The organism is Streptomyces sp. NPDC104381 (genome assembly GCF_055583745.1).
The window spans coordinates 524,848-542,308 of sequence record NZ_JBVJNK010000002.1 but is presented as its reverse complement, the minus strand read 5'-3'; the positions used below and the strand labels follow the sequence as shown (position 1 = coordinate 542,308).

The 17,461-nt window shown below is 71.5% G+C and carries 20 protein-coding genes; 14 read left to right on the top strand and 6 right to left on the bottom strand.

Features of this window, described 5'->3' with window-relative positions:
• Positions 1-4: 4 nt before the first annotated feature.
• Positions 5-766: a chaplin gene (locus tag ACZ607_RS07425; protein WP_469732706.1), complete on the bottom strand. Its 762-nt coding sequence runs from the start codon at positions 764-766 to the stop codon at positions 5-7.
• Positions 767-1,043: 277 nt separating this feature from the next.
• On the opposite strand from ACZ607_RS07425, the gene ACZ607_RS07420 reads away from it, so the two are divergent.
• From ACZ607_RS07420 to ACZ607_RS07395, 6 genes are all read left to right on the top strand, one after another.
• Positions 1,044-1,445, top strand: coding sequence for a rodlin (locus tag ACZ607_RS07420; protein WP_469732704.1), 402 nt, complete (start codon positions 1,044-1,046; stop codon positions 1,443-1,445).
• Between the two features lie 222 nt (positions 1,446-1,667).
• Positions 1,668-1,901 carry a chaplin gene (locus tag ACZ607_RS07415; protein WP_382992829.1) on the top strand — a complete coding sequence of 78 codons (234 nt, stop codon included), beginning with the start codon at positions 1,668-1,670 and terminating at the stop codon, positions 1,899-1,901.
• Between the two features lie 176 nt (positions 1,902-2,077).
• On the top strand, positions 2,078-2,380 hold the full coding sequence (locus ACZ607_RS07410; RefSeq protein WP_469732702.1) for a hypothetical protein: 303 nt from the start codon (positions 2,078-2,080) through the stop codon (positions 2,378-2,380).
• Between the two features lie 186 nt (positions 2,381-2,566).
• A complete protein-coding gene (locus ACZ607_RS07405; protein WP_469732700.1) occupies positions 2,567-2,977 on the top strand; it encodes a rodlin in 411 nt (136 codons plus the stop codon).
• A gap of 257 nt (positions 2,978-3,234) precedes the next feature.
• Positions 3,235-3,468, top strand: a complete 234-nt coding sequence (locus ACZ607_RS07400; RefSeq protein ID WP_469732698.1) for a hypothetical protein — start codon at positions 3,235-3,237, stop codon at positions 3,466-3,468.
• A 118-nt stretch (positions 3,469-3,586) separates the two neighbouring features.
• On the top strand, positions 3,587-3,994 hold the full coding sequence (locus tag ACZ607_RS07395) for a rodlin (RefSeq protein WP_469732696.1): 408 nt from the start codon (positions 3,587-3,589) through the stop codon (positions 3,992-3,994).
• A 125-nt stretch (positions 3,995-4,119) separates the two neighbouring features.
• Here the strand turns inward: ACZ607_RS07395 and ACZ607_RS07390 are convergent, their stop codons facing one another.
• Positions 4,120-4,620, bottom strand: a complete 501-nt coding sequence (locus ACZ607_RS07390; protein ID WP_469732694.1) for a DUF5949 family protein — start codon at positions 4,618-4,620, stop codon at positions 4,120-4,122.
• Between the two features lie 319 nt (positions 4,621-4,939).
• On the opposite strand from ACZ607_RS07390, the gene rsgA reads away from it, so the two are divergent.
• Positions 4,940-6,103 carry a ribosome small subunit-dependent GTPase A gene (gene rsgA, locus ACZ607_RS07385; protein WP_469732692.1) on the top strand — a complete coding sequence of 388 codons (1,164 nt, stop codon included), beginning with the start codon at positions 4,940-4,942 and terminating at the stop codon, positions 6,101-6,103.
• A 71-nt stretch (positions 6,104-6,174) separates the two neighbouring features.
• On the opposite strand, the gene ACZ607_RS07380 is transcribed toward rsgA, so the two are convergent.
• Both ACZ607_RS07380 and ACZ607_RS07375 read right to left on the bottom strand, forming a co-directional pair.
• A complete protein-coding gene (locus ACZ607_RS07380; protein WP_469732690.1) occupies positions 6,175-6,657 on the bottom strand; it encodes a DUF456 domain-containing protein in 483 nt (160 codons plus the stop codon).
• Positions 6,658-6,736: 79 nt separating this feature from the next.
• Complete coding sequence (locus tag ACZ607_RS07375) at positions 6,737-7,723, bottom strand: helix-turn-helix domain-containing protein (RefSeq protein ID WP_099174993.1); 987 nt, start codon at positions 7,721-7,723, stop codon at positions 6,737-6,739.
• A gap of 310 nt (positions 7,724-8,033) precedes the next feature.
• On the opposite strand from ACZ607_RS07375, the gene ACZ607_RS07370 reads away from it, so the two are divergent.
• The 7 genes from ACZ607_RS07370 (at position 8,034) to ACZ607_RS07340 (ending at position 16,351) form a co-directional block, all read left to right on the top strand.
• Complete coding sequence (locus ACZ607_RS07370) at positions 8,034-9,488, top strand: protein phosphatase 2C domain-containing protein (protein WP_469732688.1); 1,455 nt, start codon at positions 8,034-8,036, stop codon at positions 9,486-9,488.
• A 60-nt stretch (positions 9,489-9,548) separates the two neighbouring features.
• Positions 9,549-11,291: a pyruvate dehydrogenase gene (locus ACZ607_RS07365; RefSeq protein ID WP_469732686.1), complete on the top strand. Its 1,743-nt coding sequence runs from the start codon at positions 9,549-9,551 to the stop codon at positions 11,289-11,291.
• Between the two features lie 113 nt (positions 11,292-11,404).
• Positions 11,405-12,178 carry a helix-turn-helix domain-containing protein gene (locus tag ACZ607_RS07360; RefSeq protein WP_469732684.1) on the top strand — a complete coding sequence of 258 codons (774 nt, stop codon included), beginning with the start codon at positions 11,405-11,407 and terminating at the stop codon, positions 12,176-12,178.
• A gap of 228 nt (positions 12,179-12,406) precedes the next feature.
• Positions 12,407-13,444 carry an iron-siderophore ABC transporter substrate-binding protein gene (locus ACZ607_RS07355; RefSeq protein ID WP_469732682.1) on the top strand — a complete coding sequence of 346 codons (1,038 nt, stop codon included), beginning with the start codon at positions 12,407-12,409 and terminating at the stop codon, positions 13,442-13,444.
• Complete coding sequence (locus ACZ607_RS07350) at positions 13,441-14,484, top strand: FecCD family ABC transporter permease (RefSeq protein ID WP_469732680.1); 1,044 nt, start codon at positions 13,441-13,443, stop codon at positions 14,482-14,484. Before ACZ607_RS07355 ends, ACZ607_RS07350 begins: the two co-directional genes overlap by 4 nt.
• Positions 14,481-15,533: a FecCD family ABC transporter permease gene (locus ACZ607_RS07345; protein WP_469732678.1), complete on the top strand. Its 1,053-nt coding sequence runs from the start codon at positions 14,481-14,483 to the stop codon at positions 15,531-15,533. The genes ACZ607_RS07350 and ACZ607_RS07345 overlap by 4 nt, the downstream gene beginning before the upstream one ends.
• Entirely contained in the window at positions 15,530-16,351 is an 822-nt protein-coding gene (locus ACZ607_RS07340) for an ABC transporter ATP-binding protein (protein ID WP_469732677.1), read from the top strand. The genes ACZ607_RS07345 and ACZ607_RS07340 overlap by 4 nt, the downstream gene beginning before the upstream one ends.
• 19 nt (positions 16,352-16,370) lie before the next feature.
• On the opposite strand, the gene ACZ607_RS07335 is transcribed toward ACZ607_RS07340, so the two are convergent.
• The gene (locus ACZ607_RS07335; protein ID WP_469732675.1) at positions 16,371-16,760 is read right to left on the bottom strand and encodes a barstar family protein; all 390 of its coding nucleotides are present in this window, start codon (positions 16,758-16,760) and stop codon (positions 16,371-16,373) included.
• Between the two features lie 95 nt (positions 16,761-16,855).
• Positions 16,856-17,254 carry a guanyl-specific ribonuclease gene (locus ACZ607_RS07330; protein ID WP_469732673.1) on the bottom strand — a complete coding sequence of 133 codons (399 nt, stop codon included), beginning with the start codon at positions 17,252-17,254 and terminating at the stop codon, positions 16,856-16,858.
• Positions 17,255-17,461: the final 207 nt, after the last annotated feature.

Here is a 17,461-nt window from a genome sequence, read left to right as displayed (position 1 = left end):
TGTCCTAGTTGCGGCGGGTGCGGCGCATCAGCACCGCGCCGCCCAGCAGCAGCGCCGCGCTCGCGCCGGCGGCCATGCCGATGTCACCCGCACCGGTCTGGGCCAGCTGCGTGTCAGGCGTGTTCGGACCGGGGTTGGCCGGCGGCTCCTGGGCCGGCGGCTCGGAGACCGGCGGCTCGACCGGCGGCTTCGTGGTGGGCGGCACGACGGTGGGGGGCTCGACGGTCGGGGGCTCCACCACCGGCGGCTCGACCGGCGGGTGGTCGTGACCACTTTCGTTGACGCAGGTGTTGCCGAACGCGGGGTTCAGCAGACCGACCACATTGACGCTGTTGCCACAGGCGTTCACCGGGACGTGGACCGGGGCCTGGACCAGGTTGCCCGACAGGACACCGGGCGAACCGACGGCCTTGCCGTCCGCGCTCGCGCCGGAGCCGTGGTGACCGCTCCCGCCGCCGTACGCGTCGTCGCCGTGTCCGTCACCGTACGCGTCGTCCTGCTCGTCACCGTGCTCGTCGCCCGAGCTGACATTCGCGCAGCTGTTGCCGAAGGCCGGGTTGAGCAGGGCGATCACATTCACGGTGTTGCCGCAGAGGTTGACCGGAACGTGCACCGGAACCTGCACGGCGTTGCCCGAGCCGACACCGGGGGAGTTCGCGGCGACACCGTCGGCCGAGGCGTCGGCGTGGGCGTACCCGCCCGCAGCGGTCAGGATGCCCGACGCCGCCGCCATGACGATCATGCTTTTATTCAGAACCTGTCGCATTACATGCCCTTCTCCGGGAAATTTCGCGTGGGCGGTGACCCTGATGGCGGTCATTCCATCGACGCGGACGTATCCATAACGACGCGGGGGTTGCGGGGGAAACTTGGAGATCCGTGGAAATTGTGTAACCACTCGAAAGGGTCACGCACGGGTGTTCGTCCAACAGCGGGAGTTCTGGCATTCGGGTGAACGAGGGCGAACGGGGGGAACCAAACGCCCGGCTTCGAGTTGATCAGGGCGCTCCGCTGCGGGGCACTCGGTACGAGAAGGGTTCATCGTGATCAAGAAGGTTCTGGCTACGGGCGCCGTCGCCGCCTCCATCCTCGGTCTCTCGGCGACCAGCGCCATGGCGATCGGCGACGACACGGGCACGACGTCGATCAACGGCAACGGCGCCGAGTCGGAGTACGGCAACAGCGCGACCAAGGGTGACCAGAGCCCGCAGCTCAGCCTCGTGCAGGGTTCGCTGAACAAGCCCTGCGTCGCCCTGCCGGTCAAGGCCAACGTGGGCTCGCTGGTCGGTCTCATCCCGATCGCGGTCCAGGACGTCAACGTCCTGTCCAACCCGCAGAACCAGCAGTGCGCGGACAACTCCACGCAGGCCAAGGGTGACGAGCCGCTGTCGCACATCCTGTCGGACATCCCGGTTCTCTCGGGCAACGGCGCCGGCAACAGCTGACCGGGCCACAACGACCGGTCCGGGCCGCCGACACTCCTCCATCGTGCGGCCCGGGCCTGCAGCATTCGGGCGGTTTTCCGGGAAACGGCTCCCATAGCGTTTCGATGTCGCCCGTCAATCGTTACGGATTACAGCTCCGGAGTCACGAGTGGATTCGCAAGAAGTGCTCGTACGGCACGAAAGACGTGTCCGTCCAGGACTCCGCTGCAGAAAGGGACGAAAGTGAAGTACACCAAGGTTGCCGCCGTCGCCGCCGGAACCCTCATGGCTCTGGGTGCCGCCGCTCCGGCCATGGCCGACGCCGGTGCCGGTGCCGTCGCCGCCGGCTCCCCGGGCGTCCTGTCCGGCAACGTCGTGCAGGTTCCGATCCACATCCCCGTGAACGTCTGCGGCAACACGATCAACGTGATCGGTCTGCTGAACCCGGCGTTCGGCAACGCCTGCATCAACGACTGATCTTCGTGCACCGAGCCCACAGCTCGACTTGAGAAGGCCCTGGAGCGCTACGGCGTTCCGGGGCCTTCTCGCTTTCCGCGGAGAAATGCGGACGTGTGCAGTTTCCCCGTGTGCGGCCTGATCGTTGTCCCGGTCAGAGGCGGCGGAACGCCGCCCGAGGAAGGGATTTCGGAAAAGTGAAGTACGCGAAGACCGTCGCCGTTGTCGCAGGTTCCGTGGCCGCTCTCGGGGCGGCTGCTCCCGCGTTCGCCGCCACCACCCCCACGGCCCCCAGGCTCAGCCTCACCACCGGTGTGAACGAGCTGACGTCCACCGCGCCGCAGATCCCCGACCAGGTGGTGAACCCCGTGGTGGACGCGGTCGGGCAGACCGCCGAAGCGGTGCACGAGGACGGCACGGTCTCCAGGTCGGCCGACACGGTGACCGGGGTGGCGGGAGAGGCCGGTTCGCTCCTGGGCGGGCTGCCGCTCGGCGGCTGATCCCGCCTCGCGGCGCCCGGCCGCACTTTCTCCGCGCCGTTGTCACCGTGCCGTCGCCCATTGAATTCGGCGACGGCCCCGGCGGTGAAATCGTTCGGGTGAAATGGCGCAACCGAATGTCCCCGGGCGGAGTTGAACAGAATGCTCCGGACAGGCGGGCAACAGAAATACCAGAAGGGCACGTTCATGATGAAGAAGATTCTGGCGTCGGCGGCAGTCGCTGCCTCCGTCGCCGGTGTTTCCGCCGCCGCGGCCCCCTCGGCCATGGCGATCGGCAACGACAACGGCACCACCACGGTCAACGGCAACGGCGCCGACCAGTACTACGGCAACAGCAGCACGCACGGCGACATGAGCCCGCAGATCGGCCTCATCCAGGGCTCGTTCAACAAGCCCTGCATCGCGCTGCCGGCGAAGGCCAACGTCGGCTCGCTCCTCGGGCTCATCCCGGTCTCGGTCCAGGACATCAACGTCCTGTCCTCCCCGCAGAACCAGCAGTGCACGGAGAACTCCACCCAGGCCAAGGGTGACGAGGCCCTGTCGCACATCCTGGACGACATCCCGATCCTCTCGGGCAACGGCGCCGGCAACAGCTGACGCCCCGCCACCCCGGCTCTCCCTGCGTCCGACCAGGCCAGGGCGCACCGTTACCCGCCTCGTCGTAGTTCGCGAAACCGCGTGGGGCCGTTCCCTCCGTGCCACGGCCGGCCTCCGGCCGTTCCGCCCGGGGACGGCCCCACGCGCATGTCCGCGCCCGCCGGTCACCCACCGGTCCGCACGTCGGGTAGCCCGATGGTGCGGGAATTGGGCCGGTTGCCGTACGGAGGGCCCGCGCCGCCCACGGGGCCGGGTAGATGCGCTTCATGGACCCGTACGACAGTCATCACGCGCCCGGCCACGACCGGTTGTCCGAGAGCTCCACGCCCATCTACGACCGGCTGCTCGCCGAATGGCGGGACGCGGCGCGGCGCGAGACCGGGCCGGACCCGGTGGACGTGTCGTCCGGAGGGACGGCGGCCCGGGGCTCCGCACGCGGCCGCACCGGCGCGTTCGTCCCCGCCGCACGCGCGGAGAAGGGGCGGGGGTAACGGCCGCGTCGACCTGGACGAAAGATCCAACCCTTTCGAGTGGTGAACCGGAACCAAACGCTCCGATTGCGGTTGGACAGGACGTTCCACAACGGGACGCTCCGAAAGGTGAAGCGCAATGAAGAAGATGACCGCCGCCGCCGCTGTGGCTGTGTCCCTGATCGGCCTTTCCGCCGCCGCGGCCCCCTCGGCCATGGCGATCGGTGACGACCACGGCACCACCACGGTCAACGGCAACGGCGCCGAGGCCGAGTACGGCAACAGCGCGACCAAGGGTGACCAGAGCCCGCAGCTCAGCCTCGTGCAGGGTTCGCTGAACAAGCCGTGCATCGCTCTGCCGGTCAAGGCCAACGTCGGTTCGCTGGTCGGTCTCATCCCGATCGCGGTCCAGGACGTCAACGTCCTGTCCAACCCGCAGAACCAGCAGTGCGCGGACAACTCCACCCAGGCCAAGGGTGACGAGCCGCTGTCGCACATCCTGAACGACATCCCGGTTCTCTCGGGCAACGGCGTCGGCAACAACTGACACCACCGAGGGCGGGCGGTCCGGGGCATCACGCCTGCGGGGCCGCCCGCCTTCGGCTGTGCGGCACACATGACGGTGCCCACCACTCCACGGGGGGTGGTGGGCACCGTCACGCGCGGCGCGGGTCAGCCCAGGCTGCGTACGGGCATGAGGCAGTGGGCGGAGGTGCGGATGGTCTCGGGGTCGCCCACGAAGGCCCGCAGCTGGTCCTCGCCGACCGGCCGCCCGGGGACCGCCTCGGGCCACGGGCGCGTCGCGAACATCCCGTGCACGGTGCCCTCCGACCGTGCCGCCGCCAGCCACTCGCGCGGCACGGTGTACTGCGCCGTGAAGTGAGGCAGCGTCAGGACGGCCTGCCCGGCCTGGACGAGCAGCTTCACCGGAAGGTTCGGCTGCTCCGATGCGTCCAGCGTCTCGCCCCCCACCTGCAGACCGCTGCGCTCCAGAGCGATGTGCATGGCCCTCTCGCCGGCCTCCGGTCCGCCCGGCGCGTCGCCGAGCGTGTAGGTGAGCAGGAAGGCGGTCTCACGCCCCGTTCCGGGATTCGCCCCGCTCCAGCCGATCAGGATCTGGGTGCCCAACTGGGCAGGGGAGAAAGGGGCGGTGGGGGATGTGGGTGAGGTCATGTCCGGCACCCTAACGGCCCGAGACCGGTCCTTGTGCACCCGTATCACCTGATCGGGGAAGATCGATGCCAACTCGGTCCAATCCGGTGCGGGGTGCCCCGGCCCGGTAAAACCCGTTGACGGCCCGTGGAGTGCCCGGGCTAGGGTGTGCGCAGTTCGAGGAACCAGGAGGTGAGGACATTGATGACTGTCGTCGCGGTGGGCGCTGCCCACGTCCCGGAGTACATCGTTCCCACCCCTGCGGCCACCGGCTGACCTTCACTCTTTCCCTCCGCGTTCGAACGCGCGGTGCCGGGGCCGCCCTTGTGAAGGGTTTCCCTTGTCTTTCTCCCTTTCCCAGGCTTCCACCCCGTCGCACCCGCTGGCCCCGTACGGCTGGGACGACGCGTGGGCCGACACCTTCGCCCCGTACGCCGAGCAGGGACTCCTGCCGGGGCGCGTGGTGCGGGTGGACCGCGGCCGGTGCGACGTGGTCACCCCGGCCGGCACCCTCCAGGCGGACACCGCCTTCGTGGTGCCCCGTGACCCGATGCGGATCGTCTGCACCGGCGACTGGGTGGCCGTCGACCCGGACGGCGACCCGCGGTTCGTCCGTACGCTCCTGCCCCGCCGTACCGCGTTCGTACGCTCCACCTCCTCGCAGCGCTCCGAGGGGCAGGTGCTCGCCACCAACATCGACCACGTCGTCATCTGTGTCTCGCTCGCCGTCGAGCTGGACCTCGGACGGCTGGAACGGTTCCTGGCGCTGGCCATGTCCAGCACCGACGGAGCCGCCCTGCTCGGCGACGGGACCCCGCCCGGCCATCACGAGGCGGCCGAGGCACACCCCCTCGTGCTGCTCACCAAGGCCGACCTCGTCCCCGACGCGACCACGCTGTCCCACCTCGTCGAGGACGTCGAACGCATCGCCCCCGGGGTGCAGGTGCTCCCCGTCAGCTCCACCACGGGGGAGGGCGTCGACGTGTTCCGCGCGATCGTCGGCGGCGGTACGAGCGTGCTGCTCGGCACCTCCGGCGCCGGCAAGTCCACCCTCGCCAACACGCTGCTCGGCGAGGACGTGATGGACGTGCGGGCGGCGCGGGACGTGGACGGCAAGGGCCGTCACACCACGACCACGCGCAACCTCCTGGTGCTGCCGGACGGCGGTGTCCTCATCGACACCCCCGGGCTGCGGGGGGTCGGCCTCTGGGACGCGGAGGCCGGCGTCGGCCAGGTCTTCTCCGAGATCGAGGACCTGGCCCGGCGGTGCCGCTTCCACGACTGCGCCCACGAGGCCGAGCCCGGCTGCGCCGTGCTGGGCGCCGTCGACGACGGCTCGCTGCCCGAGCGGCGTCTCGACAGCTACCGCAAGCTGCTCCGCGAGAACCACCGCATCGCGGCGAAGACGGACGCACGGCTGCGCTCGGAGACCCTGCGCGAATGGAAGCGCAGGGGCGCCGAGGGCCGGGCCGCCATGGAGATGAAGCGGGGCAGGCTGCGCTGAAGGGGCGGCCGGGGTGGCCACACGGCCACCCCGGCGGTCCTCGGCCCCGGCGGTCCTCAGCCCAGCAGTCCTCAGCCCCAGACGACTGCGCCCAGCCAGGCCCCCACGGCCAGCAGACAGCAGAACAGCTCCACCAGCACCGAGTACCCCGTCGCCCGCATCACCGACCTGAGCGAGGTCCAGCCCGCCGCGCGGCTGCCCAGGCGCAGGCGTTCGGCACCGTAGACCGCACCCACGTACCCCAGGACCCCGCCCACCACCGGGATCACGAAGAAGCCGACGATCGCCGCGATCCCGCCGGCCATCAGCGTTCTGCGCGGCGCCCCCGACTCACGGGGGCGCCGCGAGGGCAGCAGCGCCTTCAGCGCCTGGTTGAACAGCAGCAGACAGGTCGCGCCGATCAGCACGCCCCAGGCGACCGGCGTCGGATCGGTCAGCGCCCACCACAGCACCGCGGCCCAGACGATCGCCTGCCCGGGCACGCCCGGCACCAGTACGCCGACCAGGCCGAGCAGCATCACCGCCCCGACGGCAACGAGCTGCCACACACTCATTCGACCAGCGTGCAGGAGGACGCCGGGTCCCGCCCGTCAGCGCGGCTCCACGAGCGGCCGAAGGCGCCGACCGGGGCGGTCAGCGCGGGGCGCGGGCCACCCAGCCGCGTTCGTACGCGTGCCAGCCGAGCTGCAGCCGGGTGGTGACCCCGGTGAGCTCCATGAGCCCCTTCACCCGCCGCTGCACCGTCCGCAGCCCCAGGTCGAGCTGCTTCGCCACGCTCGCGTCCGTCAGACCGGCCAGCAGCAGCGAGAGGATCTCCAGATCGGTCGCGTCCGCACCCGGACCGTTCTCCTCGCTGATCCCGCCCGTGCCGAGCCGCAGCGGCATCGCGTCCCGCCAGACGGCCTCGAAGAGGCCCATCAGGGACTCCAGCAGCCCGCTGGCGTGAATGACCAGCGCGGCGGGCTCGGCCCCCCGGCCGGTCAGCGGCACCATGGCCAGCGCGGCGTCGGCGACCACCAGCTTCGTCGGCACCCGGTCCACCACCCGGCACTGCTCGTCGCGGCTCAGTGCCGCCGACAGCTCCACGATCCCGGACGGCAGCGACAGCACGTCGCGCTCGACGACCACGCGGTAGGACACGCCCCGCATCGCCGCCCGCTCCTCGGACTCGTTCTCCATCCCGGTGACCGCGATCGGCTTCCCCGTGACCAGCGCGCAGACCTCGGACGTGGCGCCCAGCTGCAGTTGATGGAACCGGTGCGCCACGGCGCTGGCGCCCGTCACCACCTCGACCAGGTCGTGGACCGCGGGTTCGGCGGCCTCCGCCCGGTACTCCTCGGCGAGCAGCGCGGACGCCAGCTCCGCCTGTTCGAGCTCATGACGCTGCTGGGTCAGCAGGGCGCCCAGCGCGACCCCGGGCGGCGCGGCTACCCAGCGGTCCGCCCGTGACGACGACTGGGCCACGAGCCCCTGCTGTTCCAGCCGGCGCAGCGCGCGCTCGGTGTCCGCCTCCGGAAGTGCCAGCCGGCGTGCGAGGTCGGAGAGCTCTGCGGCACCGGCCGCGACCAGCGCCCGGTAAGCCGCTTCCTGTCTCTCGTCGAGACCTATCGCTGACAGCATCCTCGGGCCCTCCCCGGATCGGTGCTCGCGCAAGCCTGCGCCCGTCGGGCGGGGCGCGCGGTGGCGGAAAAGAGCCACGGCGTAAACCCGCCGGGCCCATCATGCCCCGTAGCACCTGTCTCTCTGTCAATCTGGCGCCACCGCAGCAACAGCCGCCCCACGGGCGGTGGGCTGATCGTAGAGACCGGCCCGCCGGGCGACCTTCCCGTGGGGGGTGGGGACGCCTGGCGGGTCACCTCGTGGTGCCACTTCCGGGCCACTTTTCCCGATGACCCGTTTTCGCGCGGCCCGAGCGGTCGACAATACGGTCATGAGTCAGCAGGGGGAGAAGCCGGCCGCCCACGAGGACGACTGGTGGCGCGCGCTGTACGACGAGACCGCTCCGGACACCGGGCCGAGCGGTGCCGCCGACAGCCTCGACGACCGCTTCGACTCGGCGTCGGACGCCGTGGGCGGGCCGGAGGCGGAGCCGGTGGGCCGCCCGGCCGCGGCGGTGCCGCTGCCCGACCCGCGCCTGCCGGAGACGGACCACGCCCCCGGTCCTGGCCCGCGGCCGCCGAAGGGCCCCGCGCCGCGGACCGCCGATCCCGGGTCCGCCGCAGAGGTATCCCCGCCCCCGCCGCCCACCGCCGAGCCCGGGACCGCCCCAGTGGCACCCTCGCCCCCGCCCACCGTCGCGGTCGGGCGCGCCCCCTGGGAGGCTCCCGCCGGGCCCGCGGGGCCGCGGACCTTCGCCGTACGGACGCCCGCCGCGCCTCCGGCTCCCGCGCCGGAGAAGGCCCCGGCGCCTTCGGCCGCATCAGGCCCGCCGGTGCGCCCCGAGGTCGGCCACATCGGGGACCGGCCGCCCACCTACGACGCCGAGCCCGCCGCGCTCCCCGCCTCCGGCCCCGACGACCTCGACGCCCTCGTCCCCGACACGGTCCTCGACGGCGCCAGGTACGGGACGTACACCCTGCGGGCCGCCTCCGTGCGCGGGGACTCCGCGCGTTTCCGTGGGGAGCCCCGCCGCGACGCGCTGCTCACCGCCCGCTTCGGCACCGGCGACGGCGCCCTGGTGCTGGTCGCGGTGGCCGGCGGCGCCCGGGGTCCGGAGGAGGCGCACCGCGCCGCGGCCGACGCCTGTCGCTGGATCGGCGGATCGGTCGCCCGCAGCCATGCCCGGCTCTCCGACGACATACGGCAGGGCCGCAGGGGAGACCTCAGGTCCGGGCTGCACCGCCTCACCGACCGCACCCACGGCAAGCTGCGCGCCCGCGCCGCCGAACTCGGCCTCGAACCGTCCGCGTACACCGCCGGCCTGCGCTGTCTGCTGCTCTCCGCCGACCCGGAGTGCCGCACCCGGGTCTTCTTCGGCACGGGGCCGGGCGGCCTCTTCCGCCTCCGTGACGGGGCCTGGCAGGACCTCGACCCGGAGCTCCCCGCGACCGGCGGGGCGGTGGGCGAACAGACCCCCGGCGGGGACCGGCTGACGATGGACCTCCAGATCACCACGCACCCCTCCCCGTATGCCGGGGGCCCGCCGCCACCGCCCGCCGAGCCCTTCCGCTTCCGGGCGTCCGTCGCCCGCCCCGGGGACACCCTGCTGCTCTGCGGGAACGGCCTGGCCGAACCGATGCGCGACGAGCCGGCGCTCGCCGAGGAGCTCGCGCGGCGCTGGGGGACCGACGGCCCGCCCGGGCTGCCCGCCTATCTCGCCGACACCCAGCTGAGGATCAAGGGGTACGCCGACGACCGTACGAGCGCCGCCGTCTGGGAGGCGTAACCGCGCACGCCGTGGGTTGATGGAGGCACGGACAGCCTGAGGCAGAGAGGGTGCGCACCCATGGCCAAGCAGAACGTGTCGGAACAGTTCGTCGACATCCTCGTGCGGGCGGGGGTCAAGCGGCTGTACGGCGTCGTCGGCGACAGCCTCAACCCCGTGGTCGACGCCATCCGGCGCAACCCCGCCGTCGAGTGGGTCCAGGTCAGGCACGAGGAGACCGCCGCGTTCGCCGCCGGTGCCGAGGCCCAGATCACCGGCACCCTGGCCGCCTGCGCCGGGTCGTGCGGGCCGGGCAATCTCCACCTCATCAACGGCCTCTACGACGCCCACCGCTCCATGGCCCCGGTGCTGGCCCTCGCCTCGCACATCCCGTCGAGCGAGATCGGCCTCGCCTACTTCCAGGCGACCCATCCGGAGCTGCTCTTCCAGGAGTGCAGCCACTACAACGAGATGATCTCCAACCCGCAGCAGATGCCGCGGCTGCTCCAGACGGCGATCCAGCACGCCATCGGGCGCGGTGGCGTCAGCGTCGTGACCATGCCCGGCGACATCGCCTCGCAGCCGGCGCCGGAGAAGTCGATCGAGCACGCCCTGGTCACCTCACGGCCCTCCGTGAAACCCGGTGACCAGGAGATCGACAAGCTCTGCGAGATGATCGACAAGGCCAAACGGGTGACGCTGTTCTGCGGAAGCGGGACGGCGGGCGCGCACGCCGAGGTGATGGAGTTCGCCGAGCGGGTGAAGTCCCCGGTCGGTCACGCGCTGCGCGGCAAGGAGTGGATCCAGTACGACAACCCGTACGACGTGGGCATGAGCGGGCTGCTCGGCTACGGAGCCGCGTACGAGGCCACCCACGAGTGCGATCTGCTGATCCTGCTGGGCACCGACTTCCCGTACAACGCGTTCCTCCCGGACGATGTGAAGATCGTCCAGGTCGATGTGCGCCCCGAGCACCTGGGGCGGCGGTCCCAGCTCGACCTGGCGGTGTGGGGCGACGTGCGCGAGACGCTGCGCGCCCTCACCCCGCGCGTGAAGGTCAAGACCGACCGCAAGTTCCTCGACCGGATGCTGAAGAAGCACGCCGACGCGCTCGAGGGCGTGGTCAAGGCGTACACCCGCAAGGTCGAGAAGCACGTCCCGATCCACCCCGAGTACGTCGCCTCGGTCCTCGACGAACTCGCGGACGACGACGCCGTCTTCACCGTCGACACCGGCATGTGCAATGTGTGGGCGGCCCGCTATCTCACGCCCAACGGCAAGCGCAGGGTCATCGGTTCGTTCAGTCATGGCTCGATGGCGAACGCGCTGCCGCAGGCGATCGGGGCCCAGTTCACCGACCGGAACCGGCAGGTCGTCTCGATGTCCGGCGACGGCGGATTCACCATGCTGATGGGCGACTTCCTCACGCTCGTCCAGTACAACCTGCCCGTGAAGGTCGTCCTGTTCAACAACTCCTCGCTCGGCATGGTCGAGCTGGAGATGCTGGTCGGGGGGCTGCCCTCGTTCGGTACGACCAACAAGAACCCCGACTTCGCGGAGATCGCGCGGGCCGCCGGCGCCTACGGGGTGCGGGTGGAGAAGCCCAAGCAGCTGGAGAGCGCGCTCAAGGACGCCTTCAAGCACAAGGGGCCCGCACTCGTCGACGTGGTCACCGACCCGAACGCCCTCTCCATCCCGCCGAAGATCAGCGCCGACATGGTCACCGGCTTCGCGCTCTCCGCCAGCAAGATCGTCCTGGACGGCGGGGTCGGCCGGATGCTCCAGATGGCCCGCTCCAACCTGCGTAACGTCCCGCGGCCCTGACCCGAGCCGTGACCGGGGCCGCCCGGTGGCCTCGGTAATGTTGAGGGCATGCGACTGACCCCTCCCGCCGGTGACGGCCCGGTGCCGGCCACCGGCGGGCCGGGGGCCGCGCCGTGACCAGGGAGACCCGCACCGTGCCGGAGCAGGACCCGGCGGCGGTGCGGGCGTCGTTCGTCATCCACGGGTACGAAGAGACCGTCGCGCGCGACACCAGCTGGAACGCCCACGCCCACCCCTGGGACGAACTGCTCTGGAACGAGCGGGGCGCCTCCATGGCCGTGGTGGGCGCGCGGGCCTGGACGATCACCCCGACCCTCGGCCTGTGGATGCCGGCCGGGACCGTGCACTCCGGCTCCGCCGTCGCCGGGACGTGGTTCCGCGCGACCTTCTTCGGCCGTGCCACCACGCCCTCGCTCTCCGACGTCCCCGTGGCCGTCGAGATCACCCCGCTGCTCCGCCTGCTGCTGGAACGGCTCGGCGACGCCGGTCTGGACCCCGGCTCCCGGGGCGCGACGGAGGCGATGGTGCTGGACGTGCTCACCCCGTCCCCCCGGGAGCTGCTGGTCCAGGTCCCGACGTCGCCGCTGCTGCGCCCGATCGCCGACGCGGTGCGCGAGAACCCGGGCGACCAGCGGACGCTGTCGCGGTGGGCCGCCGAGCTGGGCGTGAGCACCCGCACGGTCACCCGTGCCTTCAACGCCGAGACCGGCACCAGCTTCGCGCGCTGGGTGGCCGGTGTCCGGGCACAGCACGCGGTCGAACTCCTCACCCGGGGCTGGGAGGTGGAGGCCGTCGCGGAGGAGGTCGGCTACCGCTCCGCGAGCGCGTTCGGCGCCGCCTTCCGCCGTACGACCGGACTGACACCGGGATCCTTCCGGGGCCGCTGAGCGTGCCCCTCGCGGGGTTGCCCGACGGTTCCGTGCGCTCCTGATGTCCCGATCGCTACAAGCGCTGTCTCAAATGGTCGATTGCGACAAACCTATGGGTTCCATAAGGTCACAGGGAAGCCAAGCCTTACCTAAGTGCCTTGAGCGAGTGCCTTGAGCGTTTCCGGCGCACCGCCCACGCGGACGTGTGAGGCGGCACCGCCCATCCTGAAACTGGAGTACGGATCCATGCGTCCACACCCCCTTCGCGCAGTCGTCGTCGCGGCTGCCCTGCTGGTGGGCCTCACGGCCTGCGGCGGGGAGTCCGAGTCCGACAAGGGCACGAGCGGCAAGGCCGGTTCGGGGGCTTTCCCGATGACGATCGAGCACGCGCTCGGCACGACCACGATCCCGTCCGAACCCAAGCGCGTCGCCACGGTGAACTGGGCCAACCACGAGGTGCCGCTGGCCCTCGGGGTCGTCCCCGTCGGCATGGCGGCCGCGAACTTCGGTGACGACGACGGCGACGGCGTCCTGCCCTGGGTCGCCGACAGGCTGAAGGAGCTGGACGCCAAGACCCCGGTCCTGTTCGACGAGACCGACGGCATCGACTTCGAGGCCGTGGCCGACACGAAGCCGGACGTCATCCTCGCCTCGTACTCCGGGCTGACGAAGCAGGACTACAAGACCCTGAGCGACATCGCCCCCGTGGTGGCGTACCCGGAGGCCGCGTGGGCCACCCCGTGGCGCGAGATCATCCAGATGAACAGCAAGGCGATCGGCCGCGCCGAGGAGGGCGAGAAGCTGATCGGCGAGGTCAAGGGCGACATCAGGAAGACCGTCGCCAAGTACCCGCAGCTGAAGGGGAAGTCGGCGATGTTCATGACGCACGTCGACCCCAACGACGTGAGCGAGGTCGGCTTCTACACGAGCCACGACACCCGCACCCTGTTCTTCGAGGACCTCGGCCTGAAGATCCCCGGCAGCATCGCCGAGGCGTCCAAGGGCACCGACAAGTTCGCGCTGACCAAGAGCGCGGAGCAGATCGACGCGTTCGACGACGTCGACATCATCACCGGCTACGGCGACGACAAGGGCGAACTGCTCAGGACGCTCCAGAAGGACCCGCTGCTCTCCAAGATCCCCGCCGTGGAGCGCGGTTCCGTCTACCTGCTGCCGGGCAGCGCCCCGCTGGCCACCGCCGCGAACCCCACGCCGCTGTCGATCTCCTGGGTGCTGGAGGACTACGTGGCCGAGCTCGCCAAGGCCGCGGACAAGGTCAAGTGACGACGCTCGACACCCGACACACACCGGACGCCGCCGTGGTGCGGCGTCCGGCGCGTGTCCGGATCCTGTGGCTGCTGCTCACCCTGCTCCTGCTGGCGGCGGTGTCCGTGCTCTCGGTCGCCGTCGGCTCGCGCACCGTGGCCTGGTCCGACGTCTGGAGCGCGCTCGGCGGCGCGGACGGCACGCTGGAACAGGCGGCCGTCACCAAGCGGATCCCGCGCACCCTGCTCGCCGTGGTGATCGGTGCGGCCCTCGGGCTGGCCGGCGGGGTCATGCAGGGGGTGACCCGCAATCCGCTGGCCGACCCGGGCATCCTCGGCGTCAACATGGGCGCCTCGCTGGCCGTGGTCACCGGCGTCGCCTTCTTCGGGCTCACGTCGCCGACCGGATACGTCTGGGTCGCCATGGCCGGCGCGGGCCTCTCCGCCGTGTTCGTCTACACCGTCGGCTCCCTGGGGCGCGGCGGTGCCACGCCCCTCAAGCTCGCCCTCGCGGGCGCCGCCACCTCGGCGGCGTTCGCCTCGCTGGTGACCGCGGTCGTGCTGCCCCGCAACGACATCTCGGGGTCCTTCCGGCTCTGGCAGATCGGCGGCGTCGGAGGCGCCTCCTACGAACGCATCGGCCATGTGCTGCCGTTCCTCGGCGTCGGCGCGCTCATCTGCCTGCTCTCCGCGCGGGCGCTCAACTCGCTGGCCCTCGGCGACGAACTCGCCGCCGGGCTCGGCGAACGGGTCGCGGTCGCCCGGGCCACCGCGGCGGTCGGCGCCGTCGTCCTGTGCGGCGCCGCGACGGCCGCCGCCGGACCGATCGGCTTCGTCGGACTCGTCGTCCCGCACGCGTGCCGGCTGATGGTCGGCGTCGACCACCGGTGGCTGCTGCCGTTCTCCGCGGTGACCGGGGCCGCCCTCCTGACCGCGGCCGACGTCGTCGGCCGGATCGCGGCACGGCCCTCGGAGGTCGACGTGGGCATCGTGACGGCGCTGATCGGCGCCCCGTTCTTCATCTGGACCGTCCGCCGTCAGAAAGTGCGTGCCCTGTGAGCGCCCCCGCCGTCACCCGGCCCTCCGTCCTCCACGAGGTCACCCGCGGACGCGTCAGGAACGCCTCCCGCCGGCGCCTCGTCGCGCTGGTCCTGGCCGTGCTCGTGGTCGCCGCGTTCGCCGTGACCCTGATGGCCGGCCAGACCTTCTACCCGCCCCGCGACGTGATCAGGGTGATCCTCGGGGAGCAGGTGCCCGGGGCGTCGTTCACCGTCGGACGGCTGAGGCTGCCGCGCGCGGTGCTCGCCGTGACGGCCGGGTTCAGCTTCGGCATGGCCGGCGTCACCTTCCAGACGATGCTGCGCAACCCGCTCGCCAGCCCCGACGTCATCGGCATCAGCTCGGGGGCGAGCGCCGCCGCGGCCATCGCGATCGTCACCCTGTCGCTCGACGAGACCCAGGTGTCGGCCCTCGCGATCGTCGCCGCCCTCGTCGTCGCCCTGCTCGTCTACACCCTGGCCTTCCGGGACGGCGTCGTCGGCACCCGCCTCATCCTGATCGGCATCGGGATCTCCGCGATGCTCGACAGCATCACCTCGTACGTCCTGTCCCGCGCCGCCGAGTGGGACCTCCAGGAGGCCACGCGCTGGCTGACGGGCAGCCTGAACGGCGTGGGCTGGGACCAGACCGTGCCCGCCGTGATCGCGGTCGTCGTCCTGACCCCCGTCCTGCTGTCGCAGGGCCGTAACCTGTCCGCCCTGCGGCTCGGCGACGACACCGCCTCGGCCCTGGGGGTCCGTGTCGAGCGCACCCGGATCACGGTCATCGTGGCCGCCGTCGGCCTGATCGCCTTCGCCACGGCCGCCGCCGGGCCCATCGCCTTCGTGGCGTTCCTCTCCGGACCGATCGCGGCCCGGATCGTCGGGGCGGGGGGCTCCCTCCTGGTGCCCGCCGGACTGGTCGGGGCGCTCCTGGTCCTGGTCGCCGACTTCACCGGCCAGTTCGCCTTCGACACCCGCTACCCGGTCGGCGTCGTCACCGGGGTGCTCGGCGCGCCGTACCTCGTCTACCTGATTGTCCGCACCCATCGGGCTGGAGGCTCGATATGACCACGTCCCACTCCCTCACCGCCGAGCGGCTGACGCTCGGCTACAGCGACCGGGTGGTCGTCGAGTCCCTCGATCTGACGGTCCCGCCCGGCGAGGTCACGGTCATCGTCGGGGCCAACGCCTGCGGAAAGTCGACGCTGTTGCGCTCGATGTCCCGGCTCCTCGCGCCCCGGAAGGGCCAGGTGCTCCTGGACGGCAGGCAGGTGCACCGGATGCCCGCCAAGGAACTCGCCCGCACCCTGGGGCTGCTGCCGCAGTCACCCATCGCCCCCGAGGGCATCACGGTGCTCGACCTGGTGGGCCGCGGGCGCCACCCCCACCAGGGGGTCTTCACCCGGTGGAGCGAGAAGGACGACGCCGCCGTGGCGTCGGCCCTGGAGACCACGCGGACCGCGGAGCTCGCCGACCGCGCGGTGGACGAACTCTCCGGCGGACAGCGCCAACGGGTCTGGATCGCCATGGCCCTGGCGCAGCAGACCGATCTGCTGCTGCTCGACGAGCCCACCACGTTCCTCGACGCCAGCCATCAGATCGAGGTGCTCGACCTGCTGACCGACCTCAACCGGACGCGGGGCACGACGGTGGTGATGGTCCTGCACGACCTCAACCTGGCGGCCCGGTACGCGGATCACCTCATCGCCCTGGCGGCGGGGCGCATCCACGCCGCCGGCAGCCCCGCCGAGGTGCTGACGGAGGAGACGGTCGAGACGGTGTTCGGCCTCCGCAGCCGCATCATCGAGGACCCGGTCTCCGGGAAGCCCCTGATGCTTCCCATCGGCCGGCACCACGTACGGGAGGAGGCCGGCGTGGGCTCGTAGCGGCCTCGGGGCGTGGGACTCAGAGCAGCCGCAGGGTCCCGGGCCCGGTCCGCTCATCGAAGATCCCGACGAGGGCGTCGAAGAGCGTCGGGCCGCGGCCCGCCCGCGCCTCGGCCAGCTCCCCCTCGATCCGCGCCCTGTTGGTCGGGTGCACCCGGGGGAGCCGAGCCTCCAGCCGGCGGGCGGTCTCCTCGTGGCCCAGCACGCGGGCGGAGCGGGCGTGGTCGTGCCACTCGAAGACGAAGTCGCCGTCCTCCGGTGTGCCGCAGCCACCGCCGAGGCAGTCGGCGAAGGCGTCGAGATTACGGCCGAAACGGCCGCCCGGGCCGTTCACCGCCTCCCCGACCACATCCCAGAAGCTGTCCAGGCCGGTGATCCGGGAGCCGTCGATCACATAGGTCACGGTCATGTGTGGAGCGTACAAGCGCGTGCGTTCCGGCTTCGGCCCGATGGCCCGCGCCGCAGGTGGGGGACTACGGCGCGGACCGGACCGGGGTGTGCGGCTCAGCAGTCGTGGTCGACCAGGTCGAAGGACTCGTAGTGGTCCGCGGTGTAGTAGTCCTCCTCGGCCTGTTCGCCCGTCACGATCCGGCGGGCCCCGCGGTCCGAGGAGCCGGGCGTGATGACCGTGTACTCGTGGTAATAGCCCGTGCTCCGGCTGGGCAGCAGGGCCTCGCGGTTCTGGAAGACGGTGCCGTCCTGCTCGTACGGGAACGGGCCGCCCGCGTCGATCAGATCCAGCGTGTCATGGGCCTGGGACGGCAGCGCGGAGTAGCAGACGCTGCCGACCGCCGCGGCGTGGGGAGCCGTCGCGGCCGATGCGGTGACCGGCCCGCCGACGAAGAGGACGGACAGGAGGGCGGCGATGCCGCCGAGCGTGGTGATCCGTGGGGGGATTCGCATGCCCACCATGATGACGCGCGTAGAACCCCATCCGTCAACGCCAACACGAGTGAATTTTTGGGAAGTTAACCGTGAGTACGAAAACGTCACACGCCGGCCGTCCGCCCGGGGCCGCGTGACCGCCCGTTCATATGTTGACGCCTCGGGACGCGTGACGGCGGCGCTGTGGGGCATGCATCCGGTGAAGGCGTTCGAGACATGACGTCA

Excerpts from the sequence above, each read along its gene's own strand:
- ACZ607_RS07425 (WP_469732706.1), bottom strand. The coding sequence starts at position 766 with ATGCGACAGGTTCTGAATAAAAGCATGATCGTCATGGCGGCGGCGTCG.
- ACZ607_RS07405 (WP_469732700.1), top strand. The coding sequence starts at position 2,567 with ATGATGAAGAAGATTCTGGCGTCGGCGGCAGTCGCTGCCTCCGTCGCC.
- ACZ607_RS07400 (WP_469732698.1), top strand. The coding sequence starts at position 3,235 with ATGCGCTTCATGGACCCGTACGACAGTCATCACGCGCCCGGCCACGAC.
- ACZ607_RS07395 (WP_469732696.1), top strand. The coding sequence starts at position 3,587 with ATGAAGAAGATGACCGCCGCCGCCGCTGTGGCTGTGTCCCTGATCGGC.
- ACZ607_RS07390 (WP_469732694.1), bottom strand. The coding sequence starts at position 4,620 with ATGACCTCACCCACATCCCCCACCGCCCCTTTCTCCCCTGCCCAGTTG.
- ACZ607_RS07380 (WP_469732690.1), bottom strand. The coding sequence starts at position 6,657 with ATGAGTGTGTGGCAGCTCGTTGCCGTCGGGGCGGTGATGCTGCTCGGC.
- ACZ607_RS07375 (WP_099174993.1), bottom strand. The coding sequence starts at position 7,723 with ATGCTGTCAGCGATAGGTCTCGACGAGAGACAGGAAGCGGCTTACCGG.
- ACZ607_RS07370 (WP_469732688.1), top strand. The coding sequence starts at position 8,034 with ATGAGTCAGCAGGGGGAGAAGCCGGCCGCCCACGAGGACGACTGGTGG.
- ACZ607_RS07365 (WP_469732686.1), top strand. The coding sequence starts at position 9,549 with ATGGCCAAGCAGAACGTGTCGGAACAGTTCGTCGACATCCTCGTGCGG.
- ACZ607_RS07355 (WP_469732682.1), top strand. The coding sequence starts at position 12,407 with ATGCGTCCACACCCCCTTCGCGCAGTCGTCGTCGCGGCTGCCCTGCTG.
- ACZ607_RS07340 (WP_469732677.1), top strand. The coding sequence starts at position 15,530 with ATGACCACGTCCCACTCCCTCACCGCCGAGCGGCTGACGCTCGGCTAC.
- ACZ607_RS07335 (WP_469732675.1), bottom strand. The coding sequence starts at position 16,760 with ATGACCGTGACCTATGTGATCGACGGCTCCCGGATCACCGGCCTGGAC.
- ACZ607_RS07330 (WP_469732673.1), bottom strand. The coding sequence starts at position 17,254 with ATGCGAATCCCCCCACGGATCACCACGCTCGGCGGCATCGCCGCCCTC.